General features: G+C 66.4%; 19 protein-coding genes. 18 read left to right on the forward strand and 1 reads right to left on the reverse strand.

Features of this window, described 5'->3' with window-relative positions:
- Positions 1-26: 26 nt before the first annotated feature.
- The 18 genes from aspA (at position 27) to BLV47_RS22845 (ending at position 22,261) form a co-directional block, all read left to right on the forward strand.
- Positions 27-1,451, forward strand: a complete 1,425-nt coding sequence (gene aspA / locus BLV47_RS22760) for an aspartate ammonia-lyase (protein WP_016967058.1) — start codon at positions 27-29, stop codon at positions 1,449-1,451.
- A 474-nt stretch (positions 1,452-1,925) separates the two neighbouring features.
- Entirely contained in the window at positions 1,926-2,282 is a 357-nt protein-coding gene (locus BLV47_RS22765) for a DUF6124 family protein (protein ID WP_092317778.1), read from the forward strand.
- 476 nt (positions 2,283-2,758) lie between these two features.
- A complete protein-coding gene (locus BLV47_RS22770; protein ID WP_244168945.1) occupies positions 2,759-3,535 on the forward strand; it encodes a hypothetical protein in 777 nt (258 codons plus the stop codon).
- A gap of 80 nt (positions 3,536-3,615) precedes the next feature.
- Positions 3,616-4,260, forward strand: coding sequence for a hypothetical protein (locus BLV47_RS22775; protein WP_092317784.1), 645 nt, complete (start codon positions 3,616-3,618; stop codon positions 4,258-4,260).
- Between the two features lie 34 nt (positions 4,261-4,294).
- Entirely contained in the window at positions 4,295-5,314 is a 1,020-nt protein-coding gene (locus tag BLV47_RS22780) for a beta-ketoacyl-ACP synthase 3 (RefSeq protein ID WP_092317787.1), read from the forward strand.
- Complete coding sequence (locus BLV47_RS22785) at positions 5,314-6,321, forward strand: NAD-dependent epimerase/dehydratase family protein (protein WP_092317790.1); 1,008 nt, start codon at positions 5,314-5,316, stop codon at positions 6,319-6,321. Before BLV47_RS22780 ends, BLV47_RS22785 begins: the two co-directional genes overlap by 1 nt.
- The gene (locus BLV47_RS22790; RefSeq protein WP_092317793.1) at positions 6,318-7,172 is read left to right on the forward strand and encodes an MBL fold metallo-hydrolase; all 855 of its coding nucleotides are present in this window, start codon (positions 6,318-6,320) and stop codon (positions 7,170-7,172) included. Before BLV47_RS22785 ends, BLV47_RS22790 begins: the two co-directional genes overlap by 4 nt.
- On the forward strand, positions 7,162-8,520 hold the full coding sequence (locus tag BLV47_RS22795; RefSeq protein ID WP_092317796.1) for a F390 synthetase-related protein: 1,359 nt from the start codon (positions 7,162-7,164) through the stop codon (positions 8,518-8,520). The genes BLV47_RS22790 and BLV47_RS22795 overlap by 11 nt, the downstream gene beginning before the upstream one ends.
- Positions 8,508-9,662 (forward strand): ATP-grasp domain-containing protein, encoded by a 1,155-nt coding sequence (locus BLV47_RS22800; protein WP_092317799.1) that lies wholly within the window; start codon positions 8,508-8,510, stop codon positions 9,660-9,662. Before BLV47_RS22795 ends, BLV47_RS22800 begins: the two co-directional genes overlap by 13 nt.
- 8 nt (positions 9,663-9,670) lie before the next feature.
- Positions 9,671-10,798, forward strand: a complete 1,128-nt coding sequence (locus BLV47_RS22805) for a hypothetical protein (RefSeq protein WP_244168946.1) — start codon at positions 9,671-9,673, stop codon at positions 10,796-10,798.
- Positions 10,795-11,811 (forward strand): aromatic ring-hydroxylating oxygenase subunit alpha, encoded by a 1,017-nt coding sequence (locus tag BLV47_RS22810; RefSeq protein WP_092317805.1) that lies wholly within the window; start codon positions 10,795-10,797, stop codon positions 11,809-11,811. The genes BLV47_RS22805 and BLV47_RS22810 overlap by 4 nt, the downstream gene beginning before the upstream one ends.
- Before the next feature lie 441 nt (positions 11,812-12,252).
- The gene (locus BLV47_RS22815; protein WP_092317808.1) at positions 12,253-13,692 is read left to right on the forward strand and encodes an alanine/glycine:cation symporter family protein; all 1,440 of its coding nucleotides are present in this window, start codon (positions 12,253-12,255) and stop codon (positions 13,690-13,692) included.
- Positions 13,693-13,796: 104 nt separating this feature from the next.
- Positions 13,797-14,798, forward strand: coding sequence for an asparaginase (locus BLV47_RS22820; RefSeq protein ID WP_092317812.1), 1,002 nt, complete (start codon positions 13,797-13,799; stop codon positions 14,796-14,798).
- Between the two features lie 151 nt (positions 14,799-14,949).
- Entirely contained in the window at positions 14,950-15,942 is a 993-nt protein-coding gene (locus tag BLV47_RS22825; RefSeq protein ID WP_092317815.1) for an AraC family transcriptional regulator, read from the forward strand.
- 71 nt (positions 15,943-16,013) lie between these two features.
- On the forward strand, positions 16,014-17,936 hold the full coding sequence (locus BLV47_RS22830) for an ankyrin repeat domain-containing protein (protein WP_244168947.1): 1,923 nt from the start codon (positions 16,014-16,016) through the stop codon (positions 17,934-17,936).
- Positions 17,937-18,036: 100 nt separating this feature from the next.
- Entirely contained in the window at positions 18,037-19,953 is a 1,917-nt protein-coding gene (locus BLV47_RS22835; RefSeq protein ID WP_092317818.1) for an ankyrin repeat domain-containing protein, read from the forward strand.
- 163 nt (positions 19,954-20,116) lie between these two features.
- Positions 20,117-21,148: a histone deacetylase family protein gene (locus tag BLV47_RS22840; RefSeq protein ID WP_092317821.1), complete on the forward strand. Its 1,032-nt coding sequence runs from the start codon at positions 20,117-20,119 to the stop codon at positions 21,146-21,148.
- Positions 21,149-21,160: 12 nt separating this feature from the next.
- Positions 21,161-22,261 carry a polyamine ABC transporter substrate-binding protein gene (locus BLV47_RS22845; RefSeq protein ID WP_092317824.1) on the forward strand — a complete coding sequence of 367 codons (1,101 nt, stop codon included), beginning with the start codon at positions 21,161-21,163 and terminating at the stop codon, positions 22,259-22,261.
- A 44-nt stretch (positions 22,262-22,305) separates the two neighbouring features.
- On the opposite strand, the gene pdxR is transcribed toward BLV47_RS22845, so the two are convergent.
- Entirely contained in the window at positions 22,306-23,856 is a 1,551-nt protein-coding gene (gene pdxR / locus BLV47_RS22850) for a MocR-like pyridoxine biosynthesis transcription factor PdxR (protein ID WP_092317827.1), read from the reverse strand.
- Between the last annotated feature and the right edge of the window lie 90 nt (positions 23,857-23,946).

Raw genomic sequence — 23,946 nt, forward strand, 5'->3', positions numbered from 1 at the left:
GGGTCCCTACCGAGATGATCTCCGTCATGTCCTCCGCTGCATCTTTCCGCACAGAAAAAGACCTGCTTGGCGTACTCGAAGTACCGGCTCAAGCGTATTACGGCATCCAGACCCTGCGAGCGGTGAACAACTTCCGCCTCTCCGGCGTTCCGATTTCGCACTACCCAAAACTGGTCGTGGCCCTGGCAATGGTCAAGCAGGCAGCTGCTGACGCCAACCGCGAACTGGGTCATCTGAGCGAAGCCAAGCATGCCGCCATCAGCGAGGCCTGTGCCCGCCTGATCCGTGGCGACTTCCACGAAGAGTTCGTGGTGGACATGATTCAAGGCGGCGCTGGCACTTCGACCAACATGAATGCCAACGAAGTCATCGCCAACATCGCGCTGGAGGCCATGGGCCACAGCAAGGGCGAATACCAGTACCTGCACCCGAACAACGACGTGAACATGGCGCAGTCCACCAACGACGCCTACCCGACCGCGATCCGCCTGGGTCTGCTGCTGGGTCACGACGCCCTGCTGGCCAGCCTCGACAGCCTGATCCAGTCGTTCGCCGCCAAGGGTGAAGAATTCAGCCACGTCCTGAAAATGGGCCGTACCCAGCTGCAAGACGCCGTACCGATGACCCTCGGCCAGGAATTCAAGGCCTTCGCCACCACCCTGAGCGAAGACCTGGCTCGCCTGAAGACCCTGGCGCCGGAAGTGCTGACCGAAGTCAACCTGGGCGGCACCGCCATCGGCACCGGCATCAACGCCGACCCGCGCTACCAGGCCCTGGCCGTACAACGCCTGGCCACCATCAGCGGCCAGCCGCTGGTACCAGCCGCCGACCTGATCGAAGCCACCTCCGACATGGGCGCCTTCGTGCTGTTCTCCGGCATGCTCAAGCGCACCGCGGTCAAGCTGTCGAAGATCTGCAACGACCTGCGCCTGCTGTCCAGCGGCCCACGCACCGGCATCAACGAAATCAACCTGCCAGCGCGTCAGCCCGGCAGCTCGATCATGCCTGGCAAGGTCAACCCGGTGATTCCGGAAGCGGTCAACCAAGTGGCGTTCCAGATCATCGGCAACGACCTGGCCCTGACCATCGCGGCCGAAGGCGGCCAGCTGCAACTGAACGTGATGGAGCCGTTGATCGCCTTCAAGATCTTCGACTCGATCCGCCTGCTGCAACGCGCCATGGACATGCTGCGCGAGCACTGCATCACCGGCATCACCGCCAACGAAGCCCGTTGCCGCGAACTGGTGGAGCACTCCATCGGCCTGGTCACCGCGCTGAACCCGTACATCGGCTATGAAAACGCCACCCGTATCGCCCGCATCGCCCTCGAAAGCGGCCGCGGCGTACTGGAACTGGTGCGCGAAGAAGGCCTGCTGGACGACGCCATGCTCGACGACATCCTGCGTCCGGAAAACATGATTGCCCCGCGCCTGGTTCCGCTGAAGGCGTAACCATCGCGACACCGAAACACGCAACACCGCTCACCAGGTTGAGGGACTAGACACCTCTCACCTTTTGAGGGCTTGGAGATACGTCTCCAGGCCCTTTTTTTTGCCTGGAGAAAAGCAGACTTTGTCAGGCGATGCCGCCCCGCAACGAAGCAGAATCTCTTTGTTTTGTAGGGCAAATCCGAGAGAATCCCCCACGCCTTTGAGCGCCTTGTACCCCTTCGAACGATCAGGCAGTCTCCCGGTGCCGCTGCAAAATCAGCGGCCCGGATGTGGAAGTTCGGACCTGAGTAAGCATGAGCGCTCATGAGCATGGCTCGACGTATTTTCGTTGGCATCGCTTTATGGCGGTTGTGCGCGGGACACCTTCGGGTGTGCTGGGTTACTCAGTCCCGGTCTTCCACACCCTCGCACAACTGCCACCCCTCATGTGGAAGTGAGCTCGGCAGTCCGTTAACTACTGAGTGAGTGACCGTCATGAAAAAGCTCGTCCCCGATCCACCCTTGCCCACCGATCGTCCGCGCCGCGACCCGGAGCTGGACCGCGCCAACGCCAACCTGCTGTCCGCCTTGCACGGCACCCGCCATCGCCCCTTCGGCCTGCGCGATGCCCAGGGCCGCCCGCTGTTCGCCGTGCAACCCCAGGTAAATGCCGAAGACGCCCTGATGCACGTTTCCTTGCTGCTCAAATGCGCCGAAGAGGTGTCCGATGAAATCACCGAACGAGCCAGCGGCATTGAACGTGGACTGATCTGGTCCATGGTGCATTCGGTTGAAATGGCCCGCGCCGTAGTGGACGCCCTGCTCGACGGCGCCCGCCCCGGCCCCGCCTAACCACCGCCCCGTAGGAGCTGGCTTGCCAGCGAAGAGGCCCGCCCTGACTTCACCGGCATCCCGGCCGACGCTTTCGCCGGCAAGCCGGCTCCTACAACCCCAAACCCCGTACATCCCCGTAGGAGCTGGCTTGCCAGCGAAGAGGCCCACCCTGCCTTCACCGACATCCCGGCCGACGCTTTCGCCGGCAAGCCGGCTCCTACAACCCCAAACCCCGTACATCCCGGTAGGAGCTGGCTCGCCAGCGAAGAGGCCAGCCCTGCCTTCACCGACCTCCCAGCTGACGCTTTCGCCGGCAAGCCGGCTCCTACAACCCCAAACCCCGTACATCCCCGTAGGAGCTGGCTCGCCAGCGAAGAGGCCCGCCCTGCCTTCACCGACCTCCCAGCTGACGCTTTCGCCGGCAAGCCGGCTCCTACAGGTCTTGCGAACAACGTCGGGGCCTCGTTTTAAACAAGCACAATCCATGGCCCGCAGTGGATAATCGCCCCTCCCCAACATCCGCCATCCCCGAGGCACCGCAGTCGATGGACCCGACGCCCACCCAGGCCCTGCAACAGCTACGCGCCCTGATTCCGGTTGGCCTGCGCCACGCCCAGGCCCTGCTCGAGCGCTGTGCAGGCGATCCGCAGCACGCCGCCGAGTTGTACAAAACCGAGCTGCTGCAAGTGCTGGTAGACAAATCCGGCCTGTCCCCCGAACAAGCCCGGGAACAACTGCACGCCGCCGGTTACGACCTGAACCGCACCCTGCACGCTATAGATGAAGCGCGCTTCACCCTGACCCAGCGCATCCTGCGCAAGCACCACCGGGACCCGGGCCAGGCCCTGGACCTGATCGCCCAAGCCATCGAAACCGCCGAGCAACTGCCGCGCCAGTACTGGCTGGACTTTGCAGCGCTGGAGCAACTGGCACCGGCACCGCGCTGCTTCATGATCCTGCACGAATGGCTGGCCTTCGAGGGCTGGGAAGGCTTCGACAGCGCCCTGCACTTTCATCTGCCCCAGGCCGTCGCCCAATTGCGCCACCTGCAGCTGGAGGCCCTGGCGGAAACCTTGGAACAGGCCGACCAACGCCAGCAACAACTGCGGGCCGCCCATGCCGAAAGCGAAACCCCCGTCGAACTGGCCATGCGCATCAATCAGGACCCGCTGTTCAATCGCTGCCAGGACCACTTCCAGCAGCAGCGGCAGCCGCTCGCTGACTGTCTGCACCAGTGGGTGGAGCGGCATATAGAGCAGTTTCCCGCCTGAGCAACGAGCCGCTGCTCCCCGCACAGCAGAAATCGGTAAACTGCCGCCCTCACCGAACACGGACCTCGGATTCAGCCGCCATGGAATTGCAGTACCGCCTCACCCCGGCCCACACCGAAGCCCGACTTGCCGAAACCCTGCCCCAGGCGCTGCTTGAGCAGGACCAGTTGCAGACGCGGATCGCCAGCGCCACCTCGCGCTGGCAGGGGCGCCTGCTCGGCCCGCTGATCCTGCTGCTGTGCCTGATCGTCGCGCCCCTGGCGCTGTATTTTCCCGAGCGGCGCTTCACCCCGGAAAAGATCATCGCCCTGGTGCTCTGCGCGCTGATCTTCATCCCGCTCTGGTGGCGCTTTTCCGGGCGCCTGATCCAACGCCTGCAAGCCCGCACCCGCCAGCGCAAACCGCTGCGGGGGCTGAATCAGCGGCTGATCGAAGCTCGCCTGCGGGCACGCCTGAAGGCTGCCGAGGGCACTTACCACCTGAGCTTCGACGACCAGGGCTTGACCCTGAGCAAAGCTCCCCGAGCCAGGAACAGCCTGACCTGGGAGCAGATCGTGTACCTGCGCGAAGCAGCCAGTTTCTACGATCTGGCCGATGCCCAGATGCAGCGCAAGGGCCAGGCCTGGCGCATCGCCAAACACAGTGAACTGATGGACGCCGAGGAATATCAGCAAGGGCTGCAAGCCTTTCTGAGCAAGTGCCCGGTGGCGCCGAGCGCCAACTGATCACCTCACCCCGAGCCCCACAAACGGAATTTGCATGCACACATCAGCGTCCTCCCCGCGCACCGCCCGCGCGCTAGCCATCCTCGGCACCGGCCACGCCCTGCCACAGCGGGTGGTCACCAGTGCCGAGCTGGACCATCAACTGGGCCTGGAATCCGGCAGCGTGGCGCGCATCAGCGGAGTGCAGCAACGCCACGTCGCCGCCCCCGCAGACACCGCCGCCAGCCTCGGCGCCAGCGCCGCGCGCCAAGCCCTGCACGCGGCCGGCCTGGCGCTGGATCAGCTGGACCTGATCGTCTGCGCCAGCGGCACCCAGGACCAGGGCATGCCCTGCAACGCCGCGCTGCTGCAACGGGAGCTGGGCCTGGGCCAGTCGGGCATCCCGGCCATGGACATCAACGCCAGCTGCCTGGGCGTTATTGCCGCCCTGGATACCCTGTCCTGGCCGATCCAGGCCGGGCATTACCGGCGCGTGCTGCTGGTGTGCGCCGACATCGCCTCCTGCGGCCTGGACTGGCAGCAGGTGGAAGTCTGCGGCATCTTCGGCGACGGCGCGGCGGCGGTGGTGCTGGGCCCGGGCCATGGCGGGCAGAAGCTCCTCGCCTCGCGCCTGAAGACCTACGCCGAAGGCGCGGCGCTGTGCCAGATCCCCGCCGGCGGTTCACGCTTTCATCCGCGGCGCATCCAGGTGCCGTTCGAGCCCCTGACCAGCTTCGCCATGCAGGGCAAGGGCGTGTTCCGTCTCGCCGCCAAGCACCTGCCCGAGCTGCTGGACGATTTGCTGCAGCAAGCCGGGCTGACACTGGGGGATATCGACTGGGTCATCCCCCATCAAGCCAGCCAGCAGGCCATGCAGCACGCAGCCAAGCGCCTGAGCCTGGGGCCGGACAAAGTCATCGATATCTTTGCCCGGCACGGCAATCAGGTGGCGGCCTCGCTGCCCACCGCCCTGGACATCGCGGTGCGCGACGGGCGCATTCAACGCGGGCAGACCCTGCTGCTGATCGGCACCGGCGCGGGCCTGTCCCTCGGCGGCATGATCCTGGAGTTCTGATGAAAATCCTGGTCACCGGTGGCACCGGTTTTATCGGACGGCATCTGGTGTGGAAGCTGGCCGCCGAAGGCTGCCAAGTGCAGTTCAGCGGACGCAACCCCGAGGCGGCGGCCGAGGTGATTGCCCACAGCCCGGCGCCGGTGCACTGGCTGCCCCTGGAGCACGGCAGCCCATTGGCCAAGCGCCAGCTGGCCGATGCCAGCCAGGAGCATGACGCCATCGTGCATTGCGCCGCGCTGTCCTCGCCCTGGGGTTCGCCCCAGGCCTTTGCCCGGGCCAACCTCGACTCCACCGCCGAGGTGATCCACGCCTGCGACAAGAACCGCATCCCGCGCTTGGTGCATATCTCCACCCCGAGCCTGTATTTCGACTTCAGCGACCGCCTGGGTATCCGCGAAGACCAGCCGCTGCCGCCGCCGGTGAACGACTACGCGCGCAGCAAGGCCCAGGCCGAAACCCTGCTGGGCGCGGCGGGCCTGCCCGAGTGCGTGATCCTGCGGCCCCGGGCGGTGTTCGGCCCCTGGGACGCAACCCTGATGCCGCGCCTGCTGCGGGTGATGCAACGCGGGTCGATTCCGCTGATGCGCGGCGGCCGGGCCCAGCTGGACCTGACCTGCGTCGACAATCTGGTGCACGCCGTATGGCTGGCCCTGACCCAGCCCCTGCCGCGCCCGCTGTGCGTCTACAACCTGAGCAACGCCACGCCCCTGGCCTTCCGGGATCTGTTGCAACAGCTGGCCGAGCACTTCCAGCTGCCGCTGCGCACCCGCCGCCTGCCCTGGCCCCTGGTGCATGGCGTGGCGCACCTGCTGGAACTCAAGGCGCGCCTGGGCAGCGGCGCCGAACCCTTGATCACCCGCTACGGCGCCGGCGTCCTGGCCTTCAGCCAGACCCTGGACATCAGCGCCATCCAGCGCGAGCTGGGCTACCGCCCGGTGATCAGCCAGGAACAGGGCATCCTCCAGCACGCCCAATGGTGGCGGGACCAACTGAGGCAACGACCATGAGCCGCAGCGTGCGCTTGAAGATCCTCCGGGCCGGCTGGTGCCAGCACCTGGAATGCATGGCCGACCGTGGCGGGCGCCTGGCGCCGGTGCAGTTTCCGGCGCTGTGCGGGCTGATCCAGCACCCAGAGCACGGCTGGATTCTGTACGACACCGGCTACGCCGAGCACTTCTTCCAGGCCACCCGCACCCTGCCCGAGCGCCTGTACCGCAGCGCGGTGCCGGTGCAACTGCCGGTGGTGGAACAGTTGGGCGCGCAGTTGCATGAGCTGGGCATCGGGCCGGGGGATATCCGCCAGGTGATCATTTCCCACTTCCACGCCGATCACATCGCCGGGCTGCGGGATTTTGCCAATGCGCGCTTCATTGCCCTGCAAGCCGATTACCGGCATATAGAAAGCCTGCGCGGCCAGCGTTGGCGCGCCACCCTCTGCGGCCATTTGCCGGGCTTGCTGCCGGACGACTTCAGCGCCCGCCTGCGCCTGGCCGACGCCAGCCCCAGCTGCGCCCTGCCGGACTGGATGGCGCCCTTCGAGCAAGGCCTGGACCTGTTCGGCGATGGCAGCCTGATCGGCGTGCCGCTGCCGGGGCACAGTGAAGGCCAGCTGGGCCTGTTCATCCCCGACGCCCAGGGCCGGCCGGTGTTCCTGGTGGCCGACGCCTGCTGGTCGGTGCCGGCCTGCCGCGCCGAGCGCCTGCCCGCCGCCCCGGCGCTGTGGCTGGCCAGCGCCGACCGCCAGCAGTACGTGCGTACCTATCGCGGCCTGGGCCAGTTGATCCGCCGCGAGCCAGCGGTGGCGGTGCTGCCGTCCCATTGCACCCAGGCCTGGGAGGCGTTCGCCAATGAACAGTGAACGCCTGCTGGGCACCCTGCGCAGCATCGGCGCCTTCGTGTTCAGTCGCTACGTGCTGCGCTTTCGCCGCCGCGAGCGCCTGGAAGCCTGGCAGGCCCGGCGCCTGCGGCACTTCATGGCCAAGGTCATGCCCCGTGGGCAGCGCTTCAAAGGGCTGCCCCACGGCGGCCTGCAGAGCCTGCCGATCATGGACAAGGCAGCGCTGATGAGCGATTTCGCCGGCTTCAACACCCGCGCCCTGAGCCTGGAGCAGGTGTTGCCGGTGGCCCTTGAAGCGGAACAGTCACGGGACTTCAGCCCGACCCTGGGCGACATCACCGTGGGCCTGTCCAGCGGCACCTCGGGGGCCCAGGGGGTATTCCTGGTCAGTAGCGTGGAGCGCCAGCGCTGGGCCGGCATCCTGCTGGCGCGGACCCTGCCCCGGGCCTTGCTGCCGCGGCTACTGTGCCCGTGGCTGGCGCCGCTGCGCATCGCCTTCTTCCTGCGGGCCAATAGCCGTCTGTACACCACCCTGGCCAGCCGCCGCATCGACTTTGCCTTTCATGACCTGACCCTGGGGCTGGGCGCATCCCTGGAGCACCTGAACCAGCAGCAACCGGACGTGCTGGTGGCGCCGGCCACAGTGCTGCGCGGGCTGGCCCAGGCGGCCCTGGCCGGGCAGTTGACGATCCGCCCGCAACACATTCTGTCGGTGGCCGAAGTGCTGGAAAGCACTGACGCCGAGCTGGTCCGGCAAGCCTTCGGGCGCCAGCCCCGGCAGATCTATCAGGCCAGCGAAGGCTTTCTCGGCTACAGCTGCGAGGCCGGCACCCTGCACCTGAACGAAAGCCACCTGCACATCGAGCCGCAGTGGCTGGACCCGCAACGCTCGCGCTTTCAGCCGATCATCACCGACTTTTCCCGGCGTACGCAGTTGATCGTGCGTTATCGCCTCAATGACATCCTGCGGGTGGCCGAGGCGCCCTGCCCCTGTGGCCGCGCAGAGCGGGCCATCGCCGCCGTGGAAGGCCGCGCCGACGAGATTCTCTGGCTGCCCCGGCTCCACGGCCAGACGCTGGGACCGCTCTACCCCGACCTATTGCGCCGAGCCCTGCTGATGCTCGGCGCAGCGCTTGAAGAGTACGAGATTCACCAGCGCGGCCTGCTCTGGCAGATCAACCTGCGCGCCTCGGGCGACTACCACCAGCTGTGCCAGCGTTTGCGCGAGGCACTGGCCGAGCTGTGTGCACAACAGACGCTAGCGCCGCCGAGCCTGAGCTTCGGCCACTGGCAAGCGCCGCCGCCACAGACCAAGAGACGCCGCCTGCTGATGCTGCAACTGCCCGAGGGACTGCCATGCATGTACTGATTCTCGGCGCCCGCGCCCCGGCCTGCCTGGAGTGGGCCCGGGCCTTTAGCCAAGCCGGCTGGACGGTGACCGTGGCCGATTCCCTGGCCCAACCCCTGAGCCGCTTCAGCCGCGCCGCCCGGCACTTCGTGCGCCTGCCGGAGCCGCGCCACGACCCGGACGCCTGGATCGAAGCCCTGGCCGGGGTGATCCGCCAACAGGCCATCGACCTGCTGCTGCCCACCTGTGAAGAGGTGTTCTACCTGGCCCACGGCCTTGAGCGCCTACGACCTTTGTGCCGGGTGTTCACCAGCGACTTCGAGTTGCTGCACCGCCTGCACCACAAGGGCGATTTCGCCGCCATGACCCAAGGCTGGGATGTGGCCACGCCACCGACCCAGGTGCTGCACGACCCGGCCGGGGTGCAGGCTCTGGCGGCCGAGCACGACGCCCTGGTGTTCAAGCCGGCCTATTCGCGCTTCGCCTCCCAGACCCTGATCCGCCCGAGCCCGGCGCAACTGGCCAAGGTCCGGCCCAGCGCCGAGGCGCCCTGGGTGGCCCAGCAGTTTGTCCCCGGCCAGGAACATTGCAGTTTCAGCGTGCTGGTGGACGGCCAGTTGCGCGCCCACAGCAGCTACCAGCCGCGCTACCGGGTCGGGCGCGGCTCGGGGATCTACTTCCACAGCGGAGCCCCGGCGCCGGTCCGCGCCTTTTTGGAACAGTTCGGCCGGGCCACCGGCTACACCGGGCAAGTGGGTTTTGACTTTATCGAGGACCAGCAAGGCCGCTTCCATGTGCTGGAGTGCAACCCCAGGGCCACCAGCGGCGTGCACCTGTTCGACGACCAGCGGCTGCAACTAGTGGCGGCGCTCGGCAGCGAAGCCAGCGAGACGCTGCAAGCGACCCTGGAACCCCGGATGATCGCCCTGGCCATGCTGCTTCTGGCGGCGCCGCAACGGGCCTTGAGCCGCACGTTCTGGCACGACTACCAACAAGCCCGGGACGTGATAGTGCAGGACGGCGATCGCGGCCCGCTGACTGCCCAGCTGCTGAGCCTGGGCGAGATCATCGGCCGCGCCCTGACCCGCCGCTGCGGGCTGCTGGCCGCCTCCACCGCCGACATCGAGTGGAACGGCCAGCCCCTGGGAGCACCGCGCCGGTGAAGCTGCTGATGCCCGAACAGCTTGCCCAGCAAGCGCCGAGCGCCGACGACAGCCACGCCCGGCGTTACGTGCGCACCTGCGCCGGCGGCGCGCTGATCGGCAATGTCAGCACCGCCCTGGCCCTGCTGGACACCGGCGCGCAGCAGTTCCCGGTAAGCATCAACCACGGCCACGACCCGGTGGATAACTGCTACGTGGTGTCGCCGCAAACCGCCTACAGCGGCTACGCCCGGGAAGAACTGCAACGCCTGAAACGGCCCTGGCTGGCCTGGCCGCTGAAGCTGCTGACTCAGGGCGTGGACCGGCTGCTGAGCGCGGCCAAGGTCGACCGGCTGGTGCAGGTCAACAACTGGCTGCTGTCCACCAACCTCTACCCACCCGACTGGGACGGCGCGGATTTGCCGGCCATCACCGAACTGCTGCGCCGACAGTTTCCCGACCACGGCTTCGGCTTTCGCTCGCTCAACGACTTCAGCAACCACGAGCTGCGCAAGCGCCTGCAAGCCCTGGGCTACCTGGCGATTCCCAGCCGCCAGGTGTACCTGTTCGACGGCCGCGAGGGCGAGAAGTCCGCCTTCCTGCGCCACCACAACACCCGCCTGGACGCCACCCTGCTGCGCCGCAGCCCGTATACGGTGGTGCCCGGTAGCGAGTTGAACGAGGCCGATTTCCAGCGCATCGAGCAGTTGTACAACCTGCTGTACCTGGATAAATACAGCCGCCTCAACCCCCACTACAGCGCCCAATGGCTGCAACGCGGGCAGACCGAAGGCTGGCTGGAGGTGCGCGCCCTGCGCAACGCCGAGGGGCGCATCGACGGTGCCCTGGGCTGGTTCGCCAACAGCAGCCTGATCAGCACGCCCATCGTCGGTTACGACACCGCCCTGCCCCAGCGCGCCGGGCTGTACCGGCAACTGACCAGGCTGTGCCTGCAAGAAGCGGCGGACCGGCGGCAGGTGCTCAACTTCAGCTCCGGCGCGGCGGCCTTCAAGCGCCTGCGCGGTGGCCAGCCCGAGATTGAATACAGCCTGATTCACGTCGCCCACCTGCCCTGGCCGCGCAGGCTGGTGTGGCAACTGATGGGCCTGCTGTTGCAACGGATAGGCGTACCGCTGATGAGGAAGCTCAAACTGTGAACAGTCACTCGGGCTGGTGGCCCGTCGCCCTGAGCCGACAGCTGCGCAAGCAACCTTTGGCCTGCACCCTGCACGGCGTGCCGCTGGTGCTGTTCCGCGACGCCAACGGCGCCCCCGCCGTATTGCCGGACCGCTGCCCCCATCGCTTCGCGCCACTGAGCGCCGGGCGGGTTCGGGACGGGCAGATCCAGTGCCCCTATCACGGCTGGCGCTTCGACCCCCAGGGCCGCTGCACCCAGTTGCCCGGCCAGGCGCAGCAGCGTTGCAGCCAGCCGTTGCTGCAACCCCTGCACAGCTGCGAAGCCCAGGGGCTGGTGTGGGCCAGCCTGGCCCGCGAGCGGCCCAATACGCCACCGGTGGCCGCCGCCGAGCAGGCCCAGGCGCTGGATGTGTTCTGGATCAGCGACCGGGTGCAATGCAGCTTGCAGGACGCTGCGGAGAACTTCCTCGACGGCTTCCACACCCATTTCGTGCACGCGGGCTGGATTCGCCACGACCGCCAGCGCCAGCGCATTCGCGCCTGGGTGCATCAGCTGGATGACGGGGTTGAAGCGCAGTACAGCGAAGAAGGCACCCAATCCGGGCTGATTTCGCGGCTGTTCGAGGGTGAACGCGGCCTCAGCATGGGCCGCTTCCGCCTGCCGGGGCTGGCGGAAATCGAATACCGCGACCGCCAGGGCCGGCTCAACCTGCTGGTCAGCGCCTGGCTGAGCCCGGCCGCCGAGAGCCAACTGCAGCTGTTCGCGCGCATCGCCACGGCCCGGGGCCGCCTGCCGGGCTGGCTCAAGCGCGGCGTGCTGCAGCCTTTGTTCAAGGTGATCCTCAAGCAGGACCGGCAGATCCTCGAACAGGTCAGCGCCAACCAGCAAAGCTTCGCCCAGGTGCCGCTGCGCTGGCAGCGGCCCACGCCCCTGGACAGCTCGCTGGATCTGCTGGGGCCGTGGATCCGGCAATTACTGGAGCAAGGTGAACTGCAGGACTTTCAAGAACGCCGAGAGGAATTCTGGCTGTAATCCCGCAGGAGCCGGCTTGCCGGCGAACCAGCCCTCAAGACGGGCGCCGCTCAAGCGGGCCCCTTCGCTGGCAAGCCAGCTCCTACGGTTGGCAACGGTATCACGGGGCTGATGCGGGCCCCTTGGGGCCCCTGTTCGCGGGGTGTTGCAGGGCGTGACAAGAACCGTTTCAGCCCGCCGCCGGCACTGCCGTTCCTCGGCTCGACACGCAACATGCAGACGGCGAGCCCGCGCACCGGTATAGTGCGCCCCCTCTTCACGTGGACAGCCGTCGGTAACGAGGCTCGCCCCACGGGAAACCCGAACTAATAACAACCCGCGAAAGATAGAACCGGGACGAACACTCGCCCCACCGCTCTGCCGTGCGTGCAATCAGCGGTGTAACTGAATGTTTCCGTCCGTTCCGCTTTTGCCTACACAAAAAACAGCGAGGAATAATCCATGCTCGAAGTCATCAACGACTTCCTCTCAGGGAAAGTACTGATCGTGCTCATCGTCGGGCTCGGCAGCTACTTCACGATCCGCTCGCGTTTCGTCCAATTGCGCCACTTCCTCCATATGTTCGCGGTGTTCCGCGATAGCCTGAAAGGCAACGCTGGCCAGCTCAGCTCGTTCCAGGCGCTGATGCTCAGCCTCGCCGGCCGGGTGGGCGCGGGCAACATCGCCGGCGTCGGCATCGCCGTGACCCTGGGTGGCCCGGGCGCAGTGTTCTGGATGTGGGTGACCGCACTGGTCGGCATGTCCAGCAGCTTCTTCGAGTGCACCCTGGCCCAGGTCTACAAGCGCGCCGACGGCGACGGCCTGTACCGCGGCGGCCCGGCCTACTACATCCAGCACGGCCTGAAGCTCAAAGGCATGGCGGTAGTCTTCTCGATCCTGCTGCTGGTCACCTACGGCTTCGCCTTCATCGGCCTGCAGTCCTACACCGTGACCCATTCGCTGCAGAACGCCTTTGCCTTCGATCCGAAACACACCGGCATCGTCCTGGCGGCACTGCTGGCCATTACCTTCATCGGTGGCATCAAGCGCATCGCCGCAGTGTCCGACCTGCTGGTCCCGGTCAAGACCCTGGCCTACATCGGCGTGACCCTGTACGTGATCGGCACCCAGATCGAACACGTGCCTGCCATGCTGGAGACTATCTTCAAGAGCGCCTTCGGCCTCGATCCGGCCTTCGGCGGCCTGCTCGGCAGCGCCATCGTCATGGGCGTGAAGCGTGGCGTGTTCGCCAACGAAGCGGGCCTGGGCAGTGCGCCGAACGTGGCCGCCGTGGCCGCCGTGAAGCACCCGGGCGCCCAGGGCGTGGTCCAGGCCTTCAGCGTGTTCCTCGACACCTTCGTGATCTGCACCTGCACCGCGCTGCTGATCCTGCTGTCGGGCTTCTACACCCCGGGTTTTGAAGGCGACGGCATCGTCCTGACCCAGAACTCGCTGGCCGCCGTGGTCGGTGACTGGGGTCGCCTGTTCGTCAGCGTCGCGCTGTCGCTGTTCGTCTTCACCTGCATCCTCTACAACTACTACCTGGGCGAAAACAGCCTGCAGTTCCTGACCCGCAACCGTATCGTGCTGATGCTGTTCCGTGGCCTGGTGCTGGCGCTGGTGGTGTGGGGTTCGATGCAGGACCTGTCGACCGTGTTCGCCTTCGCCGACATCACCATGACCTGCCTGGCCTTCGTCAACCTGATGGCCCTGGCCATGCTGTTCAAGGTCGGCCTGCGAGTGATGCGCGACTACGACGAGCAGCGCCGCGCCGGCGTCGACCAGCCGGTGTTCGACTCGCGCAAATTCGCCGATCTGGACCTGGACCTGAAGGCCTGGCCTGCCGAAGCTTCGGCGGCCACCCAGGCCGAGCCGCAAGGCGTGCCCGCAGCGCAACGCTGACGGGTGAACCACGGGCGCATCCTCTGCGCCCGTGGTTTACAGTGCGATAAATGTGCGAGCGGGCCTGCCCGCTCCCACAGGAACCCACCGTTTCGGAGAATCCCATGACCCCTTCGACCTACCCTGCCGCCCAGCACGTCATGGTGCTCTACACCGGCGGCACCATCGGCATGCAGGCCAGCGCCGACGGCCTGGCGCCGGCGTCGGGTTTCGACGTGCGGATGCGCGCCTACCTCGACAGCCAGCCCGATCTGCGGGTGCCGGCGTGGCGCTTTCGCGAGATGGCGCCGCTGATCGACAGCGCCAACATGACCCCCGACTACTGGCAGCGCCTGCGTGCAGCGGTGGTCGAGGCCGTGGACCAGGGCTGCGACAGCGTGCTGATCCTCCACGGCACCGACACCCTGGCCTACAGCGCCGCCGCCATGAGCTTCCAACTGCTGGGCCTGCCGGCGCCGGTGGTGTTCACCGGCTCGATGCTGCCGGCCGGCGTGCCCGACAGCGACGCCTGGGAAAACCTCAGTGGCGCCCTGTTGGCCCTGGGCCAGGGCCTGGCACCGGGGGTGCACCTGTACTTCCACGGCGAACTGCTGGCCCCGACCCGCTGCGCGAAAATTCGCAGTTTTGGCCGCCATCCATTCGCCGCCCTGCGACGCAATGGCGGCGGCGCCAAAGCCGAAGCGCTTCCCGCGGCGCTGGAATACCGCCAGGCCAGGCAACTGGCCAAGGTCGGCGTGCTGCCGCTGTTCCCCGGCATCGGCGCCGAGCTGCTGGACGGCGTGCTCGACAGCGGTATCCAGGCCCTGGTGCTGGAATGCTTCGGCAGCGGCACCGGCCCCAGCGACAACCCGGCGTTCCTCGCCAGCCTCAAGCGCGCCCATGAGCGCGGGATCGTGGTGGTCGCCGTGACTCAGTGCCATGAAGGCGGTGTGGAGCTGGACATCTACGAAGCCGGCAGCCGCCTGCGCGGCGTGGGTGTGCTGTCCGGTGGTGGCATGACTCGCGAAGCGGCGTTCGGCAAGCTCAACGCGCTGCTCGGCGCCGGGCTGGAAATCAGCGAAGTACGGCGCCTGGTGGAACTGGATCTGTGCGGCGAGCTGGCCTGAACACTCTGTAGGAGCCGGCTTGCCGGCGAAGGCGGTCTTGAGGGCCTCTTCGCTGGCAAGCCAGCTCCTACAACCAGCTCCGGCACCTGCAGATGCAGGGCGGCATGCAACTTGCTCCGGTCAAGGGTCTTTCCCTGGCTGGAATCTGCGCATGCTGCATTCGCACCTCACCACCCTCAATGCCGTTTCCCTGGTGCTCGACACCTTCAAGGAGCAGGGGCAGGACGGCGATGCGCTGCTGGCCGGCAGCGGGATAAACCCCGCCGACCTGAGCCGCGCCGACACTCGCATCACCACCAATCAGGAAATGCTGGTGTGCGCCAACGCCGTGGCCCTGCAACGGGATATCGGCCTGGAACTGGGCCGGCGCATGCACGTTTCGTCCTACGGCATGCTCGGCTATGCGCTGCTCACCAGTGCCACCTTAGGTGACGCTTTGCGCCTGGCCATGCGCTATCCGGCGCTGTTGGGAACACTTTTCGAGCTGAGCCTGGAAGCCGACGGCCCGCGCATCTGGTTCACCGCCGCCGGCTACCGCGAAAATCCGGCCCTGGCGGCGTTCAATACCGAGTTCTGCCTGGTGTCGCTGAAGGTCATCTGCGACGACTTGCTGGGCCACCCGCTGCCGCTGTTGGGAGCGCGCTTCAACTACCCGGCACCGGACTATCAACAACGCTACGGCGAACCCTTCGACTGCCCGCTGCAATTCAATGCCCGCAGCAGTGCCTTCGCCTTCGACCAGCACTGGCTCGAACAACCCCTGCCCCTGGCGGATGCCATTACCCACCAGGCCATGGCCGAGCGCTGTCGCAAGCAGAACACCGAGTTCACCGGGCGCCAGGCCTGGCTCGGGCGCATCCGCCAGTTGCTGGCGGCGCAACTGGACGCCGCGCCAGGGCTGGAGGGGCTGGCGGAACAGATGAACTGCTCGGCCCGGACCCTGCGCCGCCATCTGCGCGACCTGGGTTGCAGCTATCAGGAACTGCTGGACGAGCTGCGCTTCGAGCGGGCCAAGCAGATGCTCTGCGAAGACCAGATGCCCATCTACCGCATTGCCGAGGCCCTGGGCTTCAGCGAAACCGCGAGCTTTCGCCATGCCTTCATCCGCTGGAGCGGCGTGGCGCCGAGCCAGTTCCGGCCCTGAGACAAACCCCGGCATAAAGCTGCGGATTGCATTACATTGCCGACCTTCGAAACCGGCAAGGGACTGCAAGCTTGAATCCATTCACCAACGCCATCGCCCGGCGCATCGGCATTCGCGGGCTCTGTCTGACGCTGGTGCTGCTGGCTGGCATCCCCCTCGCCCAGGCTTTCGAGCTGTCCAAGATCCGCTGGTGGGAATTGCAGAGCAGCATCCTTCTGGACGATCCGGAAACCGCCACGCTGCAACTCGAACCCTTTCCCCTGCCCGGACTGGCCCAGGCTCCGGCCCGGTTGATCCTCAGCCAGTACCACGGGCTGTTCTATCTCAACGCCTATGAAGACGCGCAGTACCAGCGGCGGGTCTACAAGTCGCCAGCACTGGCGATGTTCGATGACCAGGCGCTACAGGCCTGCGTGCCCGAGCAGCGCCCCGTTGAGGTTACGGACAACTGGCCGTCGAGCAAGCAGCTGGAAGCCGCCCTGAGCCTGACCAAACTGAGTTTCGACTGCCAGAGCCCGGGCTGGCCGCTCAGCAATCGCTACCTGCTGGTGGACAGCCGCGATCCCCAGCGGCCATTGCTGGCCATCGGTCAGCGCCAGGGCGAGGCACGGATCGACTTCATCCCGCAGCAACCGATCAGCCCCGAGCTGCAGCAGCAATGGCAACAGGCCCTGCAAAAATACCCAAAACTGCTGGAGCCCTTTGACCCCAGCACCGGCCAGCTGAGCGTCAAGCCCTATGCGCCGGAGCCCGGCGCGGAGCAGGTCTGGGCCCAGTTCCGCCAGTTGCACGCGCAACTGCGCGACGCCAAGGACAAGGCGCCGGGCATCGTCCGGGTGGAAGCCTTCTTCACCCGCCATGACTTTCGCGCTATCGCCGCCGAGCGCAGTAGCTACCCCGGCCTGCTCAACGACATCGCCTATTGGGCTACCGAGGCTGGCCGCTTGCAGAGCGCCCGGCCCTGGCTGGCCTATGTACTGCGCCGCGACCCGGGACGCATGCCGACCTACCTCAACCTGGCTGACCTGGACTGGCGCCTGTACGAGCAGCAGCCGGGAGACTCCAGGCACCTGGGCCGGGCCCTGGAGAACTATCGGCGGTACTGCGGGCTGCGCCTGCAACGCCAGCTCGGGGTGCCCGCCAGGGTCACCCAGCGCCTGGGCCTGGAGACACCCAGCGAACTAGCCTGCCAAAGCGCCTGGCCGCTGGTGACGGCGGTGGACCAGGGTGACGCGGACGAAGTCCGGCGCCTGCTGCAAAGTGGCCTGCGCGGCGACGTCATCGCCGCCGATGGGCGCCCGGCGCTGTTGCACGCGCTGGATAAGCCCGACCTGGAGCTCGCCCGGCTGTTGCTGGCCCATGGCGCCCGCCCCCAGGGCCAGTACAACGGCCGCACCCAGGTGTTCCTGGCCATGCGCCGCGACCTCAAGGACAACCCGGACCTGAGCCAGGCCAAGCGCCTGAACTTCCTCCTGCAGGCCGGCGCCGCCATCGATGAACAGGATGTCCAGGGCGGCACCGTGCTGCAGGCCATGGCCAAGGAACGCGACGACATCGAGCGCTTCAACTGGTTGCTGCAACATCCCCAGGACCTCGACAAGCGCAGCGGGCCAGACGGCGAAACCGCGCTGTTTCTGGCGCTCAGGGGCGGCAACTACGCCGCTGCCAGAGCACTGATAGAGGCCGGCGCCAACCTCAACCTGAGCTATGGCCGCTACGTTTGCGAACAGCAGCCGAGTCGCCAAAGCCTGCTGATGATCGTCGCCGAACAGGGCTCGCCCGAGGTCATCAATCCCTGGGTCAGCCAGCAACAGAGCCTGGACATGTTCACCCTGCTGCTGGAAAAAGGCGCCGATCCCAACGTCGGCCGCTACTGCAAGAACAACGGCTACACCTGGCTGCTGGAGATCATGGCCCGGCGCAAGCGCGACGACATGCTCAAGGTGCTGCAAGGCTTTGCGCCGCCACCGCCGGCGACGGCGTTCCGCCTTTGAGGCGTGGCGCCGAGCCCGCTGCGCCCCTGCAACAAAGCCCGGCACAACGGCGCCGATTGCATTACATTGCCGGGCTTTCTATCGGCAAGGGACTGCAACGTTGAAGCTATTCTCAGACACCGCCCGGCGCCTCGGCCTGCACGGGTTGGGCCTGGCGCTGCTAGTGCTGACAGGCGCACCCGCCGTCCAGGCCTTCGACCTGGACCTGGCCGGGATCAAATGGTCGGGCATGGCCCGCTCCTTCGTTCTCGACTACCCGGAAACCGCCACCCTGCAGATCAAGCCGTTCCCCGTGCCGGGCCTGGCGCAGGTGCCGGCGCGAATCGTCCTGAGCCAGTACCGCGGGCTGTTCTACCTCAACGCCTACCAGGACCTGAAGTACCAGCAGCGGGTGTACAAGTCGCCACCCATTGCCCTGTTCAGCCCAGAAGAGCTAAGGGCCTGCGCGCCCACGGACACCTCGCTGCGGGTCAGCGACCACTGGCCACCGAGCAATGAGCTGGACACGGGGCTGACCCTGACGCCCCTGGACTTCGACTGTTCGACGCCCTCGGACTGGCAACTCAGCCAACGCTACCTGCTGATCGACCAGCGCGACCCGCAGCACCCGCTGTTGGCCATCAGTCACCGCCAGGACCTGAGCCAGATGACGTTCACCCCGCTGCAACCGATCAGCGAGGACACCGGGCAGCAATGGTTGCAGGCCCTGCAGGCGTTTCCCCGCTGGTTCCGTCCCTTCACCCAGGGCAAGGGGCCGATCACCCTCAACGCCTATGCGTCGGCGCCGTCCCCGGAGAGCGTCTGGAAGGAGTTCCGCGCGCTGCACGAGCAACTGCGCAGCGCCAAGGACAAACGGCCGGGCATCCGCCAGGTGGAGGACTTCTTCGCCGTCCATGACGTTCGCAGCATCGCCACCGAGCGCCGCGAATACCCAGGCCTGCTCAACGACATCGCCTACTGGAGCAGCGAAGCCGGGCAGCTGCAAACCGCCCGCCCCTGGCTCAAGGAAGTGCTGCGCCGCGACCCAGGGCGGATGCCGACCTACCTCAACCTGGCGGACCTGGACTGGGCGATCTACCAACAACGCACCCTGGACAACATCCACCAGGGCCGGGCCATCGAGGGTTATCGGGTGTATTGCGGCCTGCGCCTGCAACGCCAGATGAGCATCCCGCCCCGGGTGCTGCAGCGCCTGGGCCTGAACGCCGCCACCGCCCGGGACTGCCAGGCGTTCTGGCCGCTGGTGGACGCGGTGGATGCCGGCGACCTGGCCGAAGTGCAGCGCCTGCTGGCCAGTGGCGTCAGCGGCGAGGTCATGGCCGACGATGGCCGCAGCGCCCTGTTGCACGCCCTGGACGCACCGCGCCTGGACATCGCCCGGCTGCTGCTTGAACACGGCGCCCACACCAGCGGCCTGTACAACTGGACTACCCTGGCGACCCTGGCCATGCGCCGCGATCTGGGCGACAGCCCCGACCTGAGCCAGGGCGGACGCCTGAAGTTCCTGATCGAATCCGGTGTCGCCGTCGACGAGCCGGACAGCCAGGGCGTGACACCGCTGATGCAGATGACCGAGAACAAACGCAGCCTGCAAGGCTTCAGCTGGCTGCTGAAGTACCCGCAAAACCTCGACCTGCGCACGGCAAGGGATGGCGAAACCGCCCTGTACCAAGCGTTCTCGGGCAGCAACTACGAGGCCGTGCGGCAACTGATAGCGGCCGGCGCCAACCTCAACCTGAGCTACGGCCGCGGCACCTGCTACAACCAGCCCGTTGGCGAAAGCCTGCTGACCCTGGTGGCCGACAAGACCGCCGCCGACGCCAAGGCCCCCTACGTCAGCCAGCAGGACACCCTGGCGCTGTTCACCCTGCTGCTGGAAAAAGGCGCCGACCCGACTGTCGGCCAGCACTGCGAGAAAAAGGGCTACACCCTGTTGCTGGAAGCCATCGCCCGGAAAAAGCGTGAGGACATGCTCCAGGTCCTGCAGCGCTACGTTCCCACTGCGCCCGCCGGCTGAAACCCGCGGCGCCCCGCAATGGGGCGCCGCGCCTCTTTAAGGGGCGAATTTCGGTCAAACACTTTGGCCAGATTGATCCCCTTTTGGCCGCTCCTGCCGTTCTCCGAAACTCCGTGCCCCGCAAGACTGTGAGCCACCGAATCAGCCTACGGAGAACAAGAAAATGCTGACGATCTACTCGGACGATCACCACCTGCACCATGGCCGCTGTGAACTCATCGACGGGCAACTGATGCCCTGCTTCGAAATGCCGTCCCGGGCCGACCATGTGCTGGATCGGGTGAAACATCAGAATCTGGGGCCGGTGCAGGCGCCCAAGGACTTCGGCCTGGAGCCCATCGAGCGCATCCACAGTCGCGCCTACCTGGACTTCTTCAAAGGCGCCTGGGAGCGCTGGGCGGCCGAGGGCATCGACGGCGACCTGCTGCCCTACACCTGGCCGGCACGCACCCTGCGCAGCGTGATCCCCACCAGCCTGCATGGTCAGTTGGGCTACTACAGCTTCGATGGCGGCGCGCCGATCACCGCCGGCACCTGGCAAGCGGCCTACAGCGCGGCGCAAGTGGCGCTGACCGCCCAGGCCCATATCCAGAATGGCGCCCACAGTGCCTTCGCCCTGTGCCGGCCACCGGGACACCACGCCGCCAGCGACCTGATGGGCGGCTACTGCTACCTGAACAACGCGGCCATCGCCGCCCAGGCGTTCCTCGACCAGGGCCACAAGAAAGTCGCGATCCTCGACGTCGACTACCACCACGGCAACGGCACCCAATCGATCTTCTACGAGCGCAGCGACGTGCTCTTCACCTCGATCCACGGCCACCCGGAAGCCGAGTTCCCGTTCTTCCTGGGCTATGCCGACGAATGCGGCGAAGGCCCGGGCGAAGGCTACAACTTCAACTACCCACTGGCCGCCGGCAGCGGCTGGGACCTGTGGAGCACGGCCCTGGAGCAGGCCTGCAAGCAGATCCAGCGCTATGACGCCGACATCATCGTGGTGTCCCTGGGCGTGGACACTTTCAAGGACGACCCGATCTCGCAATTCAAACTCGACAGCCCGGATTACCTGGCCATGGGCAAGCGCATCGCCGCCCTCGGCAAGCCGACGCTGTTCGTCATGGAAGGCGGTTACGCGGTAGCAGAAATCGGCATCAACGCCGTGAACGTTCTCGAAGGTTTTCAAAGCGCCCAGTGAGGGACACGCATCATGCAAAGACGCCAACGCTTTATCGTTCCCGCCCTGTGCGCCTGCCTGCTGGGCACCGCCGCCCACGCCGAAGAGCGCACCCTGCGGGTGTACAACTGGTTCGACTACATCACCCCCAAGGCCCTGGAGGATTTCAAGGCGCAGAACAGCCAGGTGAAACTGGTCTACGACATCTTCGACACCAACGAAGCCCTGGAGGCCAAGCTGCTGACCGGCAACTCCGGGTATGACGTGGTGGTGCCGTCCAACGTGTTCCTGGCCAAGCAGATCGAGGCCGGGGTGTTCCAACCCCTGGACCGCAGCAAGCTGCCCAACTGGAACCACCTGGACCCCAAGCTGATGAAGCTGATCGAGGCCAACGACCCGGGCAACCAATTCGCCGTGCCCTACATGTACGGCACCATCCTGATCGGCTTCAACCCGGACAAGATCAAGGCCGCCCTCGGCGACAAGGCGCCGGTGGACAGCTGGGACCTGATCTTCAAGGAAGAGAACATCAGCAAGCTCAAGCAGTGCGGCGTGGCCCTGCTCGACTCGCCATCGGAAATCCTGCCCCTGGCCCTGCAGCACCTGGGCCTGGACCCCAACAGCAAGAAGCCGGCGGACTACGAGAAGGCTGAAGCGCTGCTGATGAAAATCCGGCCATACGTCACCTACTTCCATTCATCCAAGTACATGGCCGACATCGCCAATGGCGACATCTGCGTGGCGGTGGGCTACTCGGGGAGCTTCTCCCAGGCCGCCAACCGCGCCAAGGAAGCCAAGAACGGCGTGACCGTGGACATGCGCCTGCCCAAGGAAGGCGCGCCGATCTGGTTCGACATGCTGGCGATCCCCAAGGGCGCCAAGAACCAGGAAGATGCCTACACCTTCATCAACTACCTGCTGCAACCCCAGGTCATTGCCCCGGTCAGCGACTTTGTCGGTTATCCCAACCCGAACAAGGACGCCACCGAACTGGTGGACCCTTCGATCCGCCACAACCCCAACCTGTATCCGACGGAAGCGGCGATGGGCACCCTGTACACCCTGCAACCGTTGCCCCGCGATGCGGAACGGGCAAGGACCCGGGCCTGGACCAAGATCAAGTCCGGAACCTGATTGCCGGTTGCGCCGGGAGCCGCCCATGCGTCTCCCGGCCGGCGTCAAACCCGCCAGACCTGGCGCAGGCGGCCCAGGGCCGCCTGGATATCGACCTCGGGCACCGCGGCGAACCCCAGCACCAGTCCGGCCCGCCGATCCTCGGGCAAGGGGCTTTGCGGCAACCAGTAACTGCTCAGACCGTTGACCTCGACATCGACATTGGCCGCCTGCTCCAGCAGTTGCTGCTCCCGGGCCAGGCTGTCCACGCGCACGGTCAGGTGCAACCCGGCGGCCACCGTGGGCAGTGGTCCGACGCCCGGGATCGTCTCGGGCCAGCCGGCAAGCAAGGTGTTGCGCCGGCTCAGGGCGGCGCGGCGCATGCGCCGGATATGTCGCTGGAAGTGCCCGGCGGCCATGAACTCGGCCATCACTGCCTGGGTGCTGACTTCGGAATGACGCACATCCACCGCCCGGCGCCGGGCGAAGGCCTGCACCAGGCCCGGCGGCAACACCAGGTAGCCCAGGCGCAGTGCCGGGAACGCGACCTTGCCGAAGGTGCCGACGTAGATCACCCGCCCCTGGCGGTCCAGCGCCGCCAGCGGGGCCAGGGGCGCGCCGCTGTAGCGGTACTCGCCGTCGTAGTCGTCCTCGACGATCCAGCCACCGCTGCGCTCGGCCCAGGCCAGCAACTCCAGGCGTCGGGCCAGGCTCATGATCACCCCGGTGGGGTACTGATGGGACGGGGTGACATAGGCCAGACGGCAGTGCTCCAGTTGTTCCAGCTGACGACAGTCGATGCCGTCCTGGTCCACCGCCACGCCCTGCAGTTGTGCCCCGGCCACGGCAAAGGCGTGACCGGCCGCTCGATAGCCGGGGTTTTCCACAGCCACGACGTCGCCGGGCTCCACCAGCAGCTGTGCACAAAGACTGATGCCCTGTTGCGCGCCACTGGTGATCACAATTTGTTCAGCGCTGCATTGCAGCCCCCGGGCGCTGCGCAGATAAGCGGCGATCAGGCTGCGTAGCCGTGAATCGCCGGCGGAATCGCCGTAGCACAGCTGGTGCAGGTTCGGCCTGCGCCAGAAAGCCGCATTCAGCTTGGCCCAGACCTCGAACGGGAACAGATCGAAAGCCGGCACGCCGACCCGAAAAGCCCGCGGCGGACCACTGGGCGGCGTGCTCAAATGGTGCTCTTGCAGGCGCTGCAGACCACTGCTGTGGATAACTTTACTGGATGCATCACCAGTTATTTCGACGGATTTTGTGGATAAAGCTGTGGGTAAGCCTGTTGACAACCCTGTGGATACTTTTGTGGATAGTTTTTTGATGGGGAGTCGGGTTTCCGGCAACTGGGCCACGTAGGTGCCATCACCGACCCGCCCTTCGATAAAACCCTCGGCATACAGCTGGTCATAGGCGCGCACCACGCTGTTGCGGGAAATCCCCAGCGCCGCCGCCAGGTCACGGCTGGCGGGCAAGCGCGTGCCGCTGGCCAGGCGCCCGTCCAGCACCCGCAGACGCAAGGCCTGGTATAGCTGGCGGCTAAGGCCCTGGCGGCGATCCAGCTCGATCCCGGCAGGGTTGAAAGACAGCGGAGGCAAAGCACTGTTCATCGCGGGGCACCCGGGAATTGGACCTATGAAATAGACCAGAGATGGCTCTTACAACGAACCATTAGCCTGCCTAGGATGCAGCCACTCGCC

Source organism: Pseudomonas saponiphila, assembly GCF_900105185.1.
Taxonomy (GTDB): domain Bacteria; phylum Pseudomonadota; class Gammaproteobacteria; order Pseudomonadales; family Pseudomonadaceae; genus Aquipseudomonas; species Aquipseudomonas saponiphila.

What these genes read in the sequence shown, in the direction of transcription:
- BLV47_RS22845 (WP_092317824.1), top strand. Translation starts at nt 21,161, where the DNA reads ATGCAAAGACGCCAACGCTTTATCGTTCCCGCCCTGTGCGCCTGCCTG.
- BLV47_RS22825 (WP_092317815.1), top strand. Translation starts at nt 14,950, where the DNA reads ATGCTGCATTCGCACCTCACCACCCTCAATGCCGTTTCCCTGGTGCTC.
- BLV47_RS22785 (WP_092317790.1), top strand. Translation starts at nt 5,314, where the DNA reads ATGAAAATCCTGGTCACCGGTGGCACCGGTTTTATCGGACGGCATCTG.
- aspA (WP_016967058.1), top strand. Translation starts at nt 27, where the DNA reads ATGTCCTCCGCTGCATCTTTCCGCACAGAAAAAGACCTGCTTGGCGTA.
- BLV47_RS22795 (WP_092317796.1), top strand. Translation starts at nt 7,162, where the DNA reads ATGAACAGTGAACGCCTGCTGGGCACCCTGCGCAGCATCGGCGCCTTC.
- BLV47_RS22820 (WP_092317812.1), top strand. Translation starts at nt 13,797, where the DNA reads ATGACCCCTTCGACCTACCCTGCCGCCCAGCACGTCATGGTGCTCTAC.
- BLV47_RS22780 (WP_092317787.1), top strand. Translation starts at nt 4,295, where the DNA reads ATGCACACATCAGCGTCCTCCCCGCGCACCGCCCGCGCGCTAGCCATC.
- BLV47_RS22765 (WP_092317778.1), top strand. Translation starts at nt 1,926, where the DNA reads ATGAAAAAGCTCGTCCCCGATCCACCCTTGCCCACCGATCGTCCGCGC.
- BLV47_RS22800 (WP_092317799.1), top strand. Translation starts at nt 8,508, where the DNA reads ATGCATGTACTGATTCTCGGCGCCCGCGCCCCGGCCTGCCTGGAGTGG.
- pdxR (WP_092317827.1), bottom strand. Translation starts at nt 23,856, where the DNA reads ATGAACAGTGCTTTGCCTCCGCTGTCTTTCAACCCTGCCGGGATCGAG.
- BLV47_RS22815 (WP_092317808.1), top strand. Translation starts at nt 12,253, where the DNA reads ATGCTCGAAGTCATCAACGACTTCCTCTCAGGGAAAGTACTGATCGTG.
- BLV47_RS22775 (WP_092317784.1), top strand. Translation starts at nt 3,616, where the DNA reads ATGGAATTGCAGTACCGCCTCACCCCGGCCCACACCGAAGCCCGACTT.
- BLV47_RS22790 (WP_092317793.1), top strand. Translation starts at nt 6,318, where the DNA reads ATGAGCCGCAGCGTGCGCTTGAAGATCCTCCGGGCCGGCTGGTGCCAG.
- BLV47_RS22840 (WP_092317821.1), top strand. Translation starts at nt 20,117, where the DNA reads ATGCTGACGATCTACTCGGACGATCACCACCTGCACCATGGCCGCTGT.
- BLV47_RS22805 (WP_244168946.1), top strand. Translation starts at nt 9,671, where the DNA reads ATGCCCGAACAGCTTGCCCAGCAAGCGCCGAGCGCCGACGACAGCCAC.